Here is a 16494-nt window from a genome sequence, read left to right on the forward strand (position 1 = left end):
CAATAGCCAAAGCGGGGGAACGCATTTCAGTCTTACTCTGCCTCGCATTTATCTAATTTCTGAGCAGTCGCAAACCGCTCAGAGTTACTATTACTGTAGAGCCTTCGTGACCAATGACGCCGAAAGGCATGGTGATATTTCCGAAAAAATTAGCCGCCAATAACAAGACAATGCAACTGAGTGCAAAAACAATGTTTTGTTTGATAACATTTTGAGCGCGGCGGCCTAAACTAATTGCTTTAGCTAGTTGCTCTAACTTATCTGCCATTAATACGATATCAGCAGTTTCTAAAGCAACATCGCTCCCGGAAATTCCCATCGCAATGCCGACGGAAGCTTGAGCGAGGGCGGGGGCGTCGTTGATGCCGTCTCCCACCATTGCTACAGTTTGATACTGGGTTTGCAGTTGTTTAATTGCCTGCACTTTGTCTTCTGGCAAAAGTTCGGCGTACACTTCATTGATGCCTAGTTGACGGGCGATGTGTTGAGCTGTTTGCTCGTTGTCGCCGGTTAGCATAATTATATGTTCTACGCCTAATTTTTGCAAGCGTTTTACTGTTGCTGCTGCTTCGGGGCGGATGGTATCTGCTACTGCAATGATTCCCAAAAGCTGAGCGCCCTTTGCCACCCAAACAACGGTTTTACCTTCGGCTTGCAACTGCTGGCTGAGTTGTGTCAATTCGGAAGTTGCTTCGACAAATTCGGCTTTACCAATGGCAATGATTTGATTGTTGACTTTGCCGACTATTCCTTGACCGATTTTTGCTTGTACGTCGGTAGCGGTTGACAATTGTAACTGTTGCTGCTGGGCGGCGCTGACAATTGAAGAGGCGATCGCGTGTTCGGAATGAGCTTCTAGGGCTGCAGCGAATTGCAGAACTTCTGTTTCAGTATATCCGGCTGCTGGTACAATTTGGATAACTTCAGGTTTTCCCGTGGTGAGAGTTCCGGTTTTGTCAAAGGCGATCGCCCTTACTTTACCAATCATCTCTAATTGCGCGCCACTTTTAAACAAAATCCCCTGTCTCGCCCCATTAGCAATTCCTGAAAGCAGCGCCGGCATAATCGAAGCCATCAGCGCGCAGGGGGACGCGACTACTAAGAAAATCAGCGCCCGATAGATTGTCTCTTCCCAATTCCAGCCCAAAACAAAGGGCGGCAAAGTTGCGAGAAGCAAGCCTAAACCGACAATTAATTTGGCATAACCGCGCTCGAATTTTTCCACAAACATTTGAGAAGGCGGCGCTGCTGTTTGCGCTTCTTGAACCAGCCGAATCACTCGCTGAATCAAGCTGCTTTCTGGAGTTTTATGAACTTCGAGTTTCAGCGCGCCGACACCGTTAATTGTACCTGCATAGACTTCATCGCCGCTGGTTTTTTCCACGGGCATCGATTCGCCGGTAATCGAGGCTTGATCGATCGCACTGTAGCCTTCAATAATTATCGCATCTGTGGGGATGATTTCTCCGGGCTTGACTAAAATGTAATCGCCAATCTGCAATTTTTCGATCGCAACTTCCCGTTCCCCGCCGTACATTACCACTCTAGCAGTATCCGCAGTCAAACTCATCAAACTGCGGATGCTGCGTTCAGTCCGCTGCATAGCATAACCTTCAAGGGCGCCGCTAATTGCAAAGATTAAAATTAACACCGCACCGTCAACAATTAAATGATATTCTTGCCGCCATAGCCCCAAACCGGCCGCGCCCAAAGCAGCGACAATCATTAACAAATCTACATCTAATTCGCGTTCTTGAAAAAGCGTAGTTAAGCCTTCGCGGGTACTGGAATAGCCGCCGATAACATAAGCTGCGGGTAAGATGAATACGGCTAAACCCAGCCAGCCGAATTGCAGGGCTAGGGAACCCAAGATTACTAGAATTCCGCACAGGGCGGCAGTTAAAGCGTCGGGATGTTCTGCGGCGAGTCGCCAGAGGCGAGAAATGGGGAGGGAATTGGGAGTCATTGGGGAAATTTGATTTGGTAGAATGACTCCTTTACCCTAAACCTTGACATTAATGTCAATGTCAAGAGTGAAACTAAAATAAATCCAGCATCAACTCGCCCCTCGTTGAGTCCCAGAGTCCGACAGCCCGACAGGGAATGAATTCCCTGTCTCATAGCGCAAGTCCTCTGAAAGAGGACTCAAGAGAGTTGAGAATTGAATTTAATGTTTTAGTCGGTTTTAACCGACTTCTGCTATGAGACGGGGATTTCAATCCCCGGCGGACTGTGGGTGAATGCGTGGGAATTGATTACCGGGCGGACTGTGGGTGAATTCGAGAATCAAATATACAATCAAAATCCCAAAATCCCATGCAACAATACCTGACAATCAAACAACTTACAGAAGCGGTAAAAGGCACAATTACCCCTCGGATGGTGCGACATTATCACGCTTTGGGGCTGCTATCTCCGGCCGTGCGATCGACCTCTAACTACAGACTCTACACCCGCAGCGACGTGCAAAGACTGCAAAGAATAGTCGCACTCAAGCAGCAAGGCTTTCAACTGTCTCACATCCGCAAACTGTTAGAAACTGATGCGGATGCTTCGCCTGACGCGCTGATGGCGACTCTGCAACGGCAATATCTGTCGGTTATTCAGCAAATTGTTCGCCTCAGAGAAACGGCTTCGGCGCTGGAAGGATTGCTGGGACGGGATATTTCCTGTCAAGCGGTGCAAGCGGACGCCCTGGCGCAATTAAGGCTGTTGCAGGCGGAAACTGAGGGGGGGTTGGATGGGTTGGAACAACTTTGGGAGGGTTGGGATGCGGGGGCGCACACTCACCCGGAGGAGTTTGGGGAGTCGTTGCAGCATTTGTTGCCGGATTTGGGCGATCGCTCGGAAATTGAGGTAGACTTGCTTTCTAAACTGGTGTTAGCCTGCGGTGATTGTTCGCTGCTGCCGTTTGTGAGGTTGAGCGAAACGGCGATTCAATCGGCGCGGGAAGCTTTGAAAAATCAGTGTCAAATTGTGGCTGATGTGCCGCCTGTTTTTGCGGCTTTGGATAGGACAAGATTGGCGCATTTGGGAACAACTATTGCAACTTTAATTGATGATCCGCACATCAATGCTGCGGCGGAAGCGGAACAGGAATTTTGGCGGCAGGGTGAGTGGTTTGATAAGTTGTTGAAACTGGAAAAAGGATGTATATTAGTGATAGGATATGCGCCGTCTGTGCTGATGGCGGTTTGCGAGGCGATCGAGTGTGGGCAACTGCAACCGGCTTTGGTGATTGGTATGCCGATCGGTTTTAGTCATTCTCCGGTGGCGAAACGGCGGTTAGTGCGATCGGGCGTTGCTTATATTACGACTGTGGGGACTTTTGGCGGCGGGTTGTTGGCGGCGGTTGCTTTGAATGCTTTGGTTGAGTCTTTAATTGAAAAGCCGAATTGTCATTGTCATCTCAAGTGAAGAGGGAATTTAGGTTTATTGTGGCTTAATTTGTTTTTTACTCTTTTATTCGTTTCAATCCCTGATAGGGAGTTAGGTTAATTGCGGCGGCAGTGGATCGATTTTCTTCAAAAGTGTGAAGTTTCAATCCCTGATATGGAGTTAGGTTAATTGCGGCCAAGCTGCCGAGTAAATCCCCGGGATGAGCCGGGGACTATTCCTAATTTCCCGGTGGGTGCGTCGGGTTGCTCCTCAATCCTCTCTCAAAAGTCAATAATTCAGAATCTATTATGAGGTGGGCTGGCTATCGGGAGGAATGAATTTCTTTAAATCCTCGCGTGAGGTCGCATCGTCAGAAATCCGCTCCTTTAGCTGCTCTAAAAGGTTGTGCTGCCCTAAAAGTTCGTGATATTCGATTCTCAACGTTCTTTCCAAAGCTTTGAGGGACGTGGTTTGCGGGCCCTGCTTTTGTTCAGATTTGTCCACTGCCCAATTGAGTGCAAGCATCAAGAGTTGAATCTCTTGTACATCAAGGCTTAAAGAGAATTCGGTTACTTGGGTATCGGCAGTTAGTTTCATCGGTCTCCCTCCAAAATTTCTAGAATTATCTCAGCTTCTGTCACAGTCATCCTAGAATTTTTGACACGTCTCCTGAGTTCGTTACACAAGTCGGCCGCTTCGATTTTTGGTTTCAATCCCTGATAGGGAGTTAGGTTAATTGCGGCTTTTTATAACCAGCAACCATCTTTTCAGTTTTGGTGTTTCAATCCCTGATAGGGAGTTAGGTTAATTGCGGCTAATCAGCATGGAATTGAGCGCCAGGGGCTTAGAGGTTTCAATCCCTGATAGGGAGTTAGGTTAATTGCGGCGGCATTCAACAACTACATTAATGCCAAGGATTTTGTTTCAATCCCTGATAGGGAGTTAGGTTAATTGCGGCAAGCGATCCTAATGCTATATAGCTTGTGTTGTGCGGTAGTTTCAATCCCTGATAGGGAGTTAGGTTAATTGCGGCGGCGATCGCAACAATAATGAGCCGTTCCCTTCTCCAGAGTTTCAATCCCTGATAGGGAGTTAGGTTAATTGCGGCGAATAAAGGCTAAAAGGGAAAAGGGAAAGGCTTATTTGGTTTCAATCCCTGATAGGGAGTTAGGTTAATTGCGGCGTGCTGGGAATTTTCACCCGTCCAGTTGGTTTAGTGGTTTCAATCCCTGATAGGGAGTTAGGTTAATTGCGGCTTGGCAGTGTTTTAGATGATGCAGCAAGGGCGATCGGTTTCAATCCCTGATAGGGAGTTAGGTTAATTGCGGCATGGAATCTTGGCTTGTGCTTACAGCCAACTTGAAGTTTCAATCCCTGATAGGGAGTTAGGTTAATTGCGGCTAGGCGGAAACAGGCGATATCCGATTACTACAGCGTTTCAATCCCTGATAGGGAGTTAGGTTAATTGCGGCGAATAGGCAAGATTGGATTAATAACGAATTTAAGAGTTTCAATCCCTGATAGGGAGTTAGGTTAATTGCGGCATGTCGGTTGCTCTCTTGTTTTCCCGATCAAGCAGTTTCAATCCCTGATAGGGAGTTAGGTTAATTGCGGCATAGCGTCGGGCATTCAAGAAGTCACGCCTATTTCTGGGTTTCAATCCCTGATAGGGAGTTAGGTTAATTGCGGCCCAATTGCAGCGCCGGAATCCTTCGCGATACCGTTGTTTCAATCCCTGATAGGGAGTTAGGTTAATTGCGGCGAGTTACTTATTTGTTGGATTCTAAATCCTTAACGAGTTTCAATCCCTGATAGGGAGTTAGGTTAATTGCGGCTTAAATATTGTTTTTCTTTATATGATTCCCCGTTTTCGGTTTCAATCCCTGATAGGGAGTTAGGTTAATTGCGGCACACTTTGCTTGGAAGCCCCTCATGCAACTATGTCGTTTCAATCCCTGATAGGGAGTTAGGTTAATTGCGGCTAAGATATATTCCAGCCTTGCGTCCATATTGCTTGTTTCAATCCCTGATAGGGAGTTAGGTTAATTGCGGCGTCTAGCCATGATGATTACGCTTGCTGCTGCTGTGTTTCAATCCCTGATAGGGAGTTAGGTTAATTGCGGCCAAAGAAAAAATGCTCCTCTCGCCTGGAAGAGTCCAGCGTTTCAATCCCTGATAGGGAGTTAGGTTAATTGCGGCTTTCGCTACTTTCCCTAGTTCAACAAATTCTCTTTCGTTTCAATCCCTGATAGGGAGTTAGGTTAATTGCGGCGCGATGAATACTGCCACCTATTTAAAGCGTGAAGCAACTAAGTTTCAATCCCTGATAGGGAGTTAGGTTAATTGCGGCGCTGCCAACGCAGTCAAGCCCGTAGCAGAACCAATAGTTTCAATCCCTGATAGGGAGTTAGGTTAATTGCGGCTTTAAGCCAGCAGAGTTTGAAGTGTGGTTTCGTGTTTCAATCCCTGATAGGGAGTTAGGTTAATTGCGGCCCGAGCGGCCAAGTACCCCCGCCAGTTTTTCGGAGGGAGTTTCAATCCCTGATAGGGAGTTAGGTTAATTGCGGCTTGATAAACTCAACCCGATCGGCGCACACTTCAGTTTCAATCCCTGATAGGGAGTTAGGTTAATTGCGGCAATAATGAGCTTCGTTATCAACTTGGGTAAAATATGGGTTTCAATCCCTGATAGGGAGTTAGGTTAATTGCGGCAAAATAGCCGCGCGCTAGATTTAGGAAAGAAAGGTTTCAATCCCTGATAGGGAGTTAGGTTAATTGCGGCGCAACGGGCGGAAGAACACGGCAAAGCAATTGTTTCAATCCCTGATAGGGAGTTAGGTTAATTGCGGCTAATTCCGAATCAACTGGCTGGAATTATTCGCCTTGTTTCAATCCCTGATAGGGAGTTAGGTTAATTGCGGCTGAGCAGGGGCGGGGCGGATGTTATCAGTATGTGTTTCAATCCCTGATAGGGAGTTAGGTTAATTGCGGCTCTGAGCGGCCAGTCACCGCCGCTCTTTATTCCGTGTTTCAATCCCTGATAGGGAGTTAGGTTAATTGCGGCCCACGATCGAGGGCGGTACGTGGGCAAGTGATGATAACGTTTCAATCCCTGATAGGGAGTTAGGTTAATTGCGGCCTCTGGGGTGCGATCGGGAAAAGCAAAATCTTTGTTTCAATCCCTGATAGGGAGTTAGGTTAATTGCGGCAAAAAAATGGCGTTTTGCGTCGGGTGATAACTGAGTTTCAATCCCTGATAGGGAGTTAGGTTAATTGCGGCTTGCTTGGCACTGACCAGCCCGCGTAATTCTTATAGTTTCAATCCCTGATAGGGAGTTAGGTTAATTGCGGCCGGGGCGCTCTTCATCTGTGCCGAATATTGCTTCCCGTTTCAATCCCTGATAGGGAGTTAGGTTAATTGCGGCGGGAATGGGAAAAGAAGGGGAACCTCTGCTGCGAAAGTTTCAATCCCTGATAGGGAGTTAGGTTAATTGCGGCCTGCGCTCGTTGTTATGCCGCCGAAGCTGCAAAGTCTGCACGGTTGCGTTTCAATCCCTGATAGGGAGTTAGGTTAATTGCGGCGTTTGCAAAACCAAATGAAAATAATGAAAACTTACAGTTTCAATCCCTGATAGGGAGTTAGGTTAATTGCGGCCAATAGTTTGTCTTCAGCTAAGGCTCAATTTCAGTTTCAATCCCTGATAGGGAGTTAGGTTAATTGCGGCGCACGATCGGGCGGAGTTTACCAGAATTCAAGATAGGGGTTTCAATCCCTGATAGGGAGTTAGGTTAATTGCGGCATCCTTTTTAGAAGAGTTAGAAAGAGAAACAGCGTTTCAATCCCTGATAGGGAGTTAGGTTAATTGCGGCCGCCCGTTCCAGAAGCTTTTCTGTATTTGGTTTTCAAGGTTCATTTGCGTCTGCATAAAACAAAAGTACCATTTCAGCCTTCGACTTGTCAATACCCCAATTTTCATACAGCCCTCAAACCCTTTTCCACCATAGATTCCAGCGATTGCGTCTACCATTGTTAAGCTTGAAGTGCCTCTAGCCCTTAGAGCATATACATTATAGCCCCCAAAATTAACACCTCGATTTTTACACCTACGCATAGACGCATTTTCCACCCAAAAACAGACACCAACCCGATCACCACTTGCCCAAAGCCCCCCAAACAGTACCCGAAACCACGCCCCAAATCGCCCCCAAACCAGCCCCCACGATCGCCCCCGCCACAGGCCCCAACTCCACCGGCACCCCAGCGCTAACAGCCGGAAACATCGCAGACACCACCGCCCCCAACACCGTACCCGCAAAAGTGCCCAAAAAACTGCCCCAAATCGCCCCCAAACTCCCACCATTGACACCCGAAGGCTGAAACGAAATCGGCAACTTCGGCGCAAACCCGCAAAAACCCAACAAACCCCCAGAAACCACACCCCCAACAGAACCCACACCAGCCGCCACGATCGCCACACCCAGCAGCAAACCCGCAAACTCATCCACCGGCCGCATCTGGACACCGTATTGTTGCCAAACCACCAGCCCAGCCCCCAAAAAAACACCAGCCAGAGTCCCCACAAACGAGCCCCAGACCGCCCCCAAATACCCTCCCCGCCGGCCCCACACCCTCCCCATCGGCAGCGCCAGAGGAGGCTGAAAAGTTGCCCAAACACAGCCCCAGAGAGCACCAACCCCCGCCCCAGCCAAAATCCTCTCCCCGATCCCCGGAGTGCTATTAATCGCGCCAAACACCGCACCGCCGATCGCCGCCAACAAAAAAGCCCCCCAAGACGCCCCCACCAAAACTCCGCCCCACTTCCGCCAAATCTGATTCGGCGGCAAAGTAAAAACCCCCCACATCACCCCAAAAAAACAGCCCCAAATCGAACCAACAAAAATCGCCCCCAAAATAGCACTGCCGCCCTCAGCTATTGCCGAATAAATCCCCCCGATCGCCGCCAAACACAAACTACCCCAAACACCTCCCCAAGCAGCATCCTGAAAAATGCGCTCAAACTTGCCCACGGGAAGCTGAGGCGCAGGAGTCCGACTCCGAGAAGACATCGGCATCGGTAGCAACGGCACTGCGTACTGGCCCAGGGGGCGTGACAGCCCCGTGGAGGGCTGTTGCCGACGCACTGCGGGCTGGGCCACGACAGGCGGTGACTGGGGCTTTTTACGCTTGATTTTTGCAGGCTGCAAGTGCAATCCGTTGCTGATTGCTTGCCGCGAAGGAAACGGATCGCGCCCTTTCAGGAGTTTTGCCCGATCGCACCAAGGGCACCGACTGAGATGATTTCCGTATTTATGCTGACTATTTCTGCTGCAAGTAACTAAAGCATCTTCCGCTTCCCGAATCGCATTCACCCAAGTTTTCGCATCCGGGCGCGCGGAAGGATTGCCGTGCCCTTCCTCAAAACAGCGGATAAACAGTTGCCGCAGCCGGGGATGCAGCATCTCAAAAGGAGGCGCCGCGGGCATCGGGCGGTAGGGAATCCGTTTCGTACCTGTAGGGAAATGGCCCGATCGAATTCTCGCTTCCAAAGACGGTGGTTCATCGCTACCGAGATAGACTCCCGAAAACGGATGCGTACCTTCCATCAGCAATTGAAAAATTAATACCGCTAAACCGAACAAATCGTGCTCTGGAGATCGATCTATATCGCGGAAAGTCTGCCCCTGCAACTCCGGCGGCGTAAACTCCGGTTTCCCCACGGGACACCGATAAACGTAACCCGTATAAGGATCACGGACTTGAAACGAATCCGTGTCTACCAACGTTACCAACGCCGTATCAGTCACAAGAATGTTCGACTCGTTTACGTCACCGATGACGTAACCCCTGACGTGGAGGGCATTTACAGCCGAGGCGAGATTTCTGGCGGTACGGTGGAGGTAAAGATAGCTAAATAGCGGTTTTTGTTCGCGCCTGGTTTTGGGAGTGTAGAAAGTGTGTACCGGCATCACTTTGTTGACGCGCGGCATCACAAAACCAACGATTTTTTCTCGCCCGCCGACAGTATGCAGCAAATCGATCGGCCAAGCAATGGAAGCGTGTCCCGGTTCCGCGATCGGCGCATCCGGCGGCATACTGAACATGACTGTGAGTTTGTCGCCGTCTTCGTCTGTCGGTTTGTGGTAGATTTTTGCTACAAGGGACGAGTCTTGGGCGATCGGGTAGATGCGACCTTCACCCCCACTGGCGATCGCGGTTTTGGTGTCGATCGCAATCAGTTGTCCGCTAAATTGGCGCTGCAACTGCATAGAATTCCGTTATGGGATACAGGATTTGGAAGCCATCACTTAATAAATTTGACTTGCCCATTAAATCTTACCCTTCTTATGACTTAGGCACGGGTGAGGAGAGACCGAGTTTTTCACCAAAAGACGCATTGCAGCCCGCAGATTCGGTAAAAAACCCGATTTCTTGGGTGGGAGTGGGTAAGCCCTGTTGCTGTTAGTGGGATGGGCGTCCCGCCCGTCCATCCATTAGTGGGATGGGCGTCCCGCCCCTCCGCGCTATCCAAATTAAATATGAACCAGCTTCAAATCCACCGACAATAACAACATTTTATCCTCAATTTTTTGTCTGACCGCCGGTGTCACCTGACAATTATCGCTGTTGAGGCATTCCACCAGCAAGTTGTGGGCATAGTAATACTGTTGCAGCAAAGTTTTCTGTTGGGGGCCCAAATATAAATTGTAGCCGATCGCAGTTTTGAATTTTGCCAGCCAACTGCAACCGCACTCTTTGCGCCACTTTTTCCAGTTTTGCAAATCTGGCATCTCAGTCTGAAATTGTGCCAGCAATTGTTTAAGTTCTGGTTCAATATCCAGCGCCCAAATGCCAACCAAGATACACGCCACATCCTCATTATCAAAAGCCAATTTCAGAGACTCATCAACCTCCGCAAATTCTACATTTTTTCCAGCCTTTCCCAAACAATTCCGCAACTGGCGAACTTTCGATATATCAAACTTCAGACTCGGATCGAGGACACGAGTCAAAGCCAAATCGAGCACGCAAACTAAGGCAACATAAAAAGCGCGAATTTCCGCCGGTTTTAAATTCCTTTGCACTAACTGAGACTTGTGATTTGCCCAGCTTAGCAACTGCTGCAAAGTTTCATCTTTAGCCACCATACTGTCTAATTTTTGTTGCATCAGCAGCAAAAGTTCGTCAGCAGGTTGCAAAATGCTGACAACTCTCACAAATTCATTTTTCCACTTTTTGTCTGTAATCCGGCTGACCAATTCTGGCAGCGATTCCGGGTTCGCACTGTCAATCACATATTCTGGTTGAGTTTCGCTTTCCTCTAGCAGTTCGTCAACTGCGGTTTTGATAAAGTTATCCACCAACCAGTCGCGGGTACGCGAGAAATTGCTTTCCAACTCTAGGTAATGACTGCCTAATTTAGCCTTAAAGTCTTTGGGAAAAATCTCTTTGGCCACTAACATATTTTTCCAGCGAGTTAGCTGGCTGGCGTTGCGTTCGGGAAAGCGGTTGTACAAATAGTCGATCGCGATCGCATCTAGAATATCCGCGCCCAGGATTTCCCGGCGTTTCACCTCGTTTTCGGGCCCTATTTGTCGCCGCCCAGTTAGATCCCCATGCTGCCCAACATTTGGTTCAATCAAGTGCTGAATCAGCCAGTTTCCCCCACGGAAAAAATCGCGATCAAACTCCAAGTAAATCGCGCCAAACAAAGCTTCACAAGTCTCAGAAAAAACTCTATTGTACTCGCTTTCTTCTGTTTCTTTCTCATTCCATACGCCCCAACTGAGTTCGTTTAATTTCAGTTTTTGTGCAAAATCCGCAAGTTTTTTGGGTTCTGCAAAACGAGGTTTTAAGGTTGAGATAGCATTGGGATCGACTTGTGGATATTCGCGGTACAGGTAATCGCTAACAACCGCACCGAAAATCGCTCCCCCTAAGAGTGACAGGCGTTTGTACTTAACCTCTTGCCAAGCGGGAGACTCCTCCGGGCGATCGGAGTAATAGCTGGTAGAATAACGGCAATTTAAGGCAATTTCCAGCAGTTTTGTCTGCTGAAAGCTGGGAATGTCGAGCGCTGCTTTGACTGCTTCAATATCTACATTATGTTTAATTCGCTCTAATTCTTCTTCACATTTACCCCACTTTTCCAACCAATCACCGCCCGCATCTTCCACATACAAATCTACAAAATCTACCCCGTAATTCATCCATTCATCCTGCATTTTTCTGGCTGCTTCCAGTTCTTCCCAGACTTTTTGCAAGTTATTTTCAACGGTATGTGTACCTTGTACTGTCATAGTATTTGATTTTGATGTAATTAGATTTTATTTCCAACAATTTCACCGCAATTAAATCAAATCTCAATTCAATTTAGGCCGAGTTGCTAGTTATTTCACTCGATTTATTGCTGCGGTAAATGTTCCCATTGCTTAGCCTTCGTATCAAGCACCTCTTGCCAGTGTCTGGCAAACCCCTCCCGGAGACAGAAAAGGAGAGGAAAAAGCTTGGTCTGTTTTCCCTTTTCCAGAAGCAGGCTGGGGGTTAGGTTTTTGGCTTTGTCGAAAATTGTGCAATATGTGAGTTAGTCAAATTTTTTTTTCACCAAGTTTTTAGCAGTCGAACTATTCTCAGCAGCAGATATGCTTGATTTACGGGAACTTGAGGTAACGACCTGCGGGCAAATTATCACTATTATATAATGCAATGTTAACTAACTGATTCAGGAAATTTGCATCGTTTTTATCATAACTTAAAAATAATCCTCTGTCAATCCCCCAATCTTGAAGAGTTTGTTGCCAATTCTGATATTTTTGTTCAGAGAATTCATCCGAAAGAGTTGTGACTTGAATGCAGAGGGGCTGCTGTTGGCGGCTACTAACGATCGAATCGGTTGCCATAGAAAGATCTGCAACATATCGATACAAAACAGTGCCTTGGCGATCAACAATTCGGGCTGCGATCGCACGAATCACGATATCATCACCCGGATCGAATTTGCCGGCCTTGAGTTTTTGTTTCCATATATAAAATTTGCGATCGTTTTCGCTCAGCCATTTAGGAAATAGATAGCTGTACCAATACCTTTCCCCCGGAGTCATTAACTCAAACGCGGCTTGCTGTTCTCTTTCCGAAGGTAGAGATTGAACTGCCAGCCAAACCTGAGAATCTCGGATAAGCTGCAGCAAAAAAGCCATCACAAATTTTTTAGCCGTTAGCGAACCGGGTTTAACATCTTTCACCCAGCGATTGATTTCATCCAATCTTCTCGCCAAACTCGGATCTATTAGATCTGCGTCGCTAATTAGGGAGTTGAGCTGATCCTTAATCTCTTGTGCTTGCAAATGACGACCTACTGTACACACTAAAGCAGAATTGTTGACACCTCGATTTTATTATAGAACCGCGCCAAATTTTCACCGCTGATGAGACCGCGCTAACAATTTTTGTGGGGTAGGTATCCTGACAGCCCTTGACTTGATTTTTAGGAGATGTCTATTTAATAGTTGCTGCCGATTCCCGCAGGCGCAGGTACAATAAAACCAAATAAACATTCATCAACGGTGAGGCTAAAAATCCGAGTACATTACCCACAAGCTGAGATGCTAGCAAATTTCCCGTCGAACTGATTAATATGAGAATCAAAACTATTGGCACAAAAGCCACCAAAACTATCAGAAAATACGATCGAAATACTAACCACCAGCGCCCTTTTGTTAATTCCCAACTGCTACTAATACTGTCCAGCGCCGAAGAGTTATCAATGACGGTAGCGTAAAATGAAAACATTAAGCGATATGATACATAAAGCCCGGGAATTATTAGTGCAATGCAGCCAGCAAGCACCAGCAGCAAACACATAATATAAGCCCCAAGGAGTTGCAGCAATCTTCTGTTTGCTTGATTGAAAGCCTGACCCACAGTTACGGGATTTTTTGTCAAACTTCGGTAAGTGTAGAAAATCATGGCTCCCGACAACAAAGGAATTGCCACGAACCAGTAGATAATATTGAAAGCAACACCTGCTGAACCTAGCTTGCCCAAACTATTGAGCGCGGCAAATATCAAACTGGGAGAGTTGATTATCAACAGGGGAGCGTATATAGGCCCCGTAGTAGCAAATGTTTCTCGCAACAAGCTTCTGGCACTAATTCGTGGATCTGTCATAATTTTTTATCCGCTTTTTGTAAGTGGAGTTGAACAGACTAAACATTGCTCGAAAAAGTTGCTAACAATAATGTTAAGTCATCATCGGTGCGTTCGGAAACCCGGGGCGATCGCAAAAATGACTCTAACTGCTGTTTCGCATCTTCTTCTTCTTTCCACTCGCCAGAAAACCGAAACAAAGGCGCAAAAAACGGCCCATGTGGCGTGCCTTCTGGGATTTTGAGCGCTAGCATTTGTAAGCCGTCGGAAAATACGGCTAAGTGCCGTAGTTTTTCCCGAAGTACCTGAAATTGCGCTGTTTCTATCGCATTCGGCGAAATCAAAAAGATAGTTTCGTTGATGTATTCCCCGCAGGGAGGTACAGTCAGGGCGATCGCATTTCCTGCACTGTCACCTGCTACCGCCGCACCGTCGCCGATTTGAGCAACTGCGATTAATTCCGGCGTAGCAACAACCGCAATTAAAGTGCAGGCTAAATCTCTCGCAGCCACTTCCCGCAATGTCGCTTCTGCTTCCACCTGCGCCCGCGCAACTTGCAGTGATGCTGTCAAGAATACCTGCCACTCGTCGTCATTTTGAGGCAGCCTTTCCTGTTGCTGGCAAATCGTTTCAACAACCGCTTCCACAGCAATTTTTGCCCCAACTTCTGCGAGTGCTGCGGAGCCCGCACCATCGGCAACCGCTGCCGCTAAAACACCGTTTGGCAAGAGACGCCAGCAGTGGGCATCTTGACAAGGCTGCGATCTTTTTTCGTGGCTCGTACCTATCACCGATGCCGCTACAACTTGCCAATTAAAGGATGAATTCTGCATTAATAACTCTTTAACTCAAAACTTCGTAAATTCACAACTATGCAAAGTCTGGACGGGTTTATTTATCCCTAATTAGGTAGGGCGATGCACACCACACCTGACTTATTATGTAGGGCTATGCACACCGCACTTACCGCTGGTCACTTACTAATGACCAATGATCAATGAGCAATGACTAATACCTAAACAGTTCCCCATCCGGGTGGTGGCAATGCTACTTGTTCATCAATTTTTGAGTGAGAAACTCTCTGCATACTAGCCGAAAGCCAGATGAACATCTCTCTAAAGTCTAGTCCTCTCAATTTTACAGGCGTGCGCTCGACAATTTGCGCCAGACGGGTGATATTAGCACCTTCCACTCCGACTGCAAAAAATGCCACGCGCTTATTAATTTCTTCCTCTTTAATCCGCTGTGCTGCTATTTCCACAACATCGTCTGATTCACCTTGAGGTTCGCCGTCGGTAATCATAAATACCCACGGGCGGTAGTAGGTAATGCCGTTGTTGCGGTATTCGGATTTGCGGGCCGCAATGGTATCTAATGCTAGCTGAATCCCTGCGCCCATGTGGGTTTGTCCTTGAGCTGTCAGCAGTGGCGTCTCGAACTGGTCGGCGGTCACGAAGTCTTGCACGACCTTGATATGATTGTCAAATGAAATAATCGCGACTTCGACTCGCTTTTTAGCTAGTTCGTCTTTAATTAGGTCATTCCTAAAAATTTCCAGCCCCTCATTCAAGGCATCTATGGGTGCGCCTTGCATGGAGCCGGAGGTGTCCAGCAGGAGGACGCAGGGACAGCGCGGCTCTGGGTTTTCGGCAAATTCTACGGCTTCGTCTAGTCTCATGGTTCGGGGTTGACCTGGGAGTGGCTCGATTTCTAGGTTTGTTACTTTACTGTATCAAGTCAGTAACAAAATTAAGTGCAAATTGCTAGGGCGATCGCATTTTACCATTTACGTGAATCGATTTTTGATTTTTGATTGTATATTTTAGATTTAAGAATTGGATGTCTGCCGTCAAAAAAACAAATTTCTTCCTGCCTGTGGTAATATAGACTAATAGTATTACTGCAAAATAAGGATAAATCTTATGATTGCAAGAGTCACACAGAAATTAACCTTTGACCAATTCCTTGTAGAATGTCAAGAAGATGGACGCTATGAACTGGTTAATGGAGAAATTGTAGAGATGAATGCGACAAGAAATTATGCTGATGTTGCTAATTTCCTGTTATTTGGCTTCAATGATGAAATCCGGCGACTGAATTTGAATTATGTAGTCAAAAATACCGCCGTTATCAGAACTGTAAGTAAAGCCGGAATCGAACAAGGGCGGAGACCGGATGTCAGCGTAATCGATCGCGATTTGTGGCGATCGAACCGTTCTGCTTATTCTGCCTTACAAGAACCAATTCAACTGGCAGTGGAAGTAACATCAACAAATTGGGAGGACGATTATATAGACAAATTGGACGAGTATCGGCGCCTCGGAGTTCCTGAGTATTGGATTGTCGATTATTTAGCAATTGGCAGCAGGGAATTTCTGGGAAATCCCAAAGTACCAACTGTATTTGTTCACCTTTTGGATGCAGAGGGCAACTATCAAAGAAGCGCGTTTAAAGGTAGCGAACGAATTGTGTCGCGGACTTTTCCCGAATTAACGCTGACAGCAGAAGAGGTGATGAATGTTTAACTTCCGTTAATCAAGCTACCCCGACTATTCTCCCTAAAAAATTACTGAAAATATGAAATCTATTTCTGATAAAAAACTTTCCGATCAAAAAGCTATTAGTCCTTGGAGTTACAAACCTTGGTGGTGTCAGCCTTGGTCGATTCTTTTAACTGGTACTAGCCTGATTAGCGGTAGTTGGTTTTTATTAAAAACTGTTTGGATAACTGTTTTAGTCGCGATTCCTTTATTAGCTTGGATGGGTTTTTTCTTGTTAGTGTGGCCGAGGTTGATGCTGTCTAGCGGAGTTTTGGATGCGGAGGCAGATTAGGTTTTGGTAAGGCGCACCTTATTTTTAGGATAAGGTGCGCGGTCATTGGTGTGAACAAACACGTTAAACCCTCTTTCCGGCAGGGTTTGAAACAACAGCCTCAAAGCGAAAGTCCTCGCTATGAGGACTAATGAGTTCTT

At 47.1% G+C, this 16494-nt stretch carries 11 protein-coding genes and 1 CRISPR repeat array; of the genes, 3 read left to right on the forward strand and 8 right to left on the reverse strand.

Annotated features, from left to right (window positions below; genetic code table 11):
- Positions 1–52 precede the first annotated feature (52 nt).
- The gene (locus QUA07_RS12530) at positions 53–1966 is read right to left on the reverse strand and encodes a heavy metal translocating P-type ATPase (RefSeq protein ID WP_333325522.1); all 1914 of its coding nucleotides are present in this window, start codon (positions 1964–1966) and stop codon (positions 53–55) included.
- Positions 1967–2316: 350 nt separating this feature from the next.
- Between QUA07_RS12530 and QUA07_RS12535 the strand changes: the two genes are divergently transcribed.
- Complete coding sequence (locus QUA07_RS12535; RefSeq protein ID WP_333325525.1) at positions 2317–3417, forward strand: precorrin-8X methylmutase; 1101 nt, start codon at positions 2317–2319, stop codon at positions 3415–3417.
- Positions 3418–3684: 267 nt separating this feature from the next.
- Here the strand turns inward: QUA07_RS12535 and QUA07_RS12540 are convergent, their stop codons facing one another.
- From QUA07_RS12540 to QUA07_RS12570, 7 genes are all read right to left on the reverse strand, one after another.
- Positions 3685–3975, reverse strand: a complete 291-nt coding sequence (locus tag QUA07_RS12540) for a hypothetical protein (RefSeq protein ID WP_333325527.1) — start codon at positions 3973–3975, stop codon at positions 3685–3687.
- A gap of 109 nt (positions 3976–4084) precedes the next feature.
- A CRISPR array of direct repeats spans positions 4085–7248; the repeat unit is 37 nt; unit sequence GTTTCAATCCCTGATAGGGAGTTAGGTTAATTGCGGC.
- Positions 7249–7527: 279 nt separating this feature from the next.
- The gene (locus QUA07_RS12545) at positions 7528–9645 is read right to left on the reverse strand and encodes a DNA-binding protein (protein ID WP_333325529.1); all 2118 of its coding nucleotides are present in this window, start codon (positions 9643–9645) and stop codon (positions 7528–7530) included.
- Between the two features lie 264 nt (positions 9646–9909).
- Positions 9910–11676: an NACHT C-terminal helical domain 2-containing protein gene (locus QUA07_RS12550; RefSeq protein ID WP_333325532.1), complete on the reverse strand. Its 1767-nt coding sequence runs from the start codon at positions 11674–11676 to the stop codon at positions 9910–9912.
- A gap of 351 nt (positions 11677–12027) precedes the next feature.
- Positions 12028–12720: a hypothetical protein gene (locus QUA07_RS12555; protein ID WP_333325535.1), complete on the reverse strand. Its 693-nt coding sequence runs from the start codon at positions 12718–12720 to the stop codon at positions 12028–12030.
- Between the two features lie 151 nt (positions 12721–12871).
- Complete coding sequence (locus QUA07_RS12560; protein WP_333325537.1) at positions 12872–13543, reverse strand: hypothetical protein; 672 nt, start codon at positions 13541–13543, stop codon at positions 12872–12874.
- 38 nt (positions 13544–13581) lie between these two features.
- Positions 13582–14355 (reverse strand): PP2C family serine/threonine-protein phosphatase, encoded by a 774-nt coding sequence (locus tag QUA07_RS12565; protein WP_333080290.1) that lies wholly within the window; start codon positions 14353–14355, stop codon positions 13582–13584.
- A gap of 182 nt (positions 14356–14537) precedes the next feature.
- Positions 14538–15200 (reverse strand): VWA domain-containing protein, encoded by a 663-nt coding sequence (locus QUA07_RS12570; protein WP_333080292.1) that lies wholly within the window; start codon positions 15198–15200, stop codon positions 14538–14540.
- A 244-nt stretch (positions 15201–15444) separates the two neighbouring features.
- Between QUA07_RS12570 and QUA07_RS12575 the strand changes: the two genes are divergently transcribed.
- Both QUA07_RS12575 and QUA07_RS12580 read left to right on the forward strand, forming a co-directional pair.
- Positions 15445–16047: a Uma2 family endonuclease gene (locus QUA07_RS12575; protein WP_333325540.1), complete on the forward strand. Its 603-nt coding sequence runs from the start codon at positions 15445–15447 to the stop codon at positions 16045–16047.
- Positions 16048–16099: 52 nt separating this feature from the next.
- A complete protein-coding gene (locus QUA07_RS12580) occupies positions 16100–16354 on the forward strand; it encodes a DUF6737 family protein (protein WP_333325543.1) in 255 nt (84 codons plus the stop codon).
- Positions 16355–16494 lie beyond the last annotated feature (140 nt).

Source organism: Microcoleus sp. T3_A4, from assembly GCF_036700465.1.
GTDB lineage: Bacteria > Cyanobacteriota > Cyanobacteriia > Cyanobacteriales > Microcoleaceae > Microcoleus.

Coding starts and splice junctions, on each gene's coding strand:
- QUA07_RS12530 (WP_333325522.1), bottom strand. CDS start 1,966: ATGACTCCCAATTCCCTCCCCATTTCTCGCCTCTGGCGACTCGCCGCA.
- QUA07_RS12535 (WP_333325525.1), top strand. CDS start 2,317: ATGCAACAATACCTGACAATCAAACAACTTACAGAAGCGGTAAAAGGC.
- QUA07_RS12540 (WP_333325527.1), bottom strand. CDS start 3,975: ATGAAACTAACTGCCGATACCCAAGTAACCGAATTCTCTTTAAGCCTT.
- QUA07_RS12545 (WP_333325529.1), bottom strand. CDS start 9,645: ATGCAGTTGCAGCGCCAATTTAGCGGACAACTGATTGCGATCGACACC.
- QUA07_RS12550 (WP_333325532.1), bottom strand. CDS start 11,676: ATGACAGTACAAGGTACACATACCGTTGAAAATAACTTGCAAAAAGTC.
- QUA07_RS12560 (WP_333325537.1), bottom strand. CDS start 13,543: ATGACAGATCCACGAATTAGTGCCAGAAGCTTGTTGCGAGAAACATTT.
- QUA07_RS12565 (WP_333080290.1), bottom strand. CDS start 14,355: ATGCAGAATTCATCCTTTAATTGGCAAGTTGTAGCGGCATCGGTGATA.
- QUA07_RS12570 (WP_333080292.1), bottom strand. CDS start 15,200: ATGAGACTAGACGAAGCCGTAGAATTTGCCGAAAACCCAGAGCCGCGC.
- QUA07_RS12575 (WP_333325540.1), top strand. CDS start 15,445: ATGATTGCAAGAGTCACACAGAAATTAACCTTTGACCAATTCCTTGTA.
- QUA07_RS12580 (WP_333325543.1), top strand. CDS start 16,100: ATGAAATCTATTTCTGATAAAAAACTTTCCGATCAAAAAGCTATTAGT.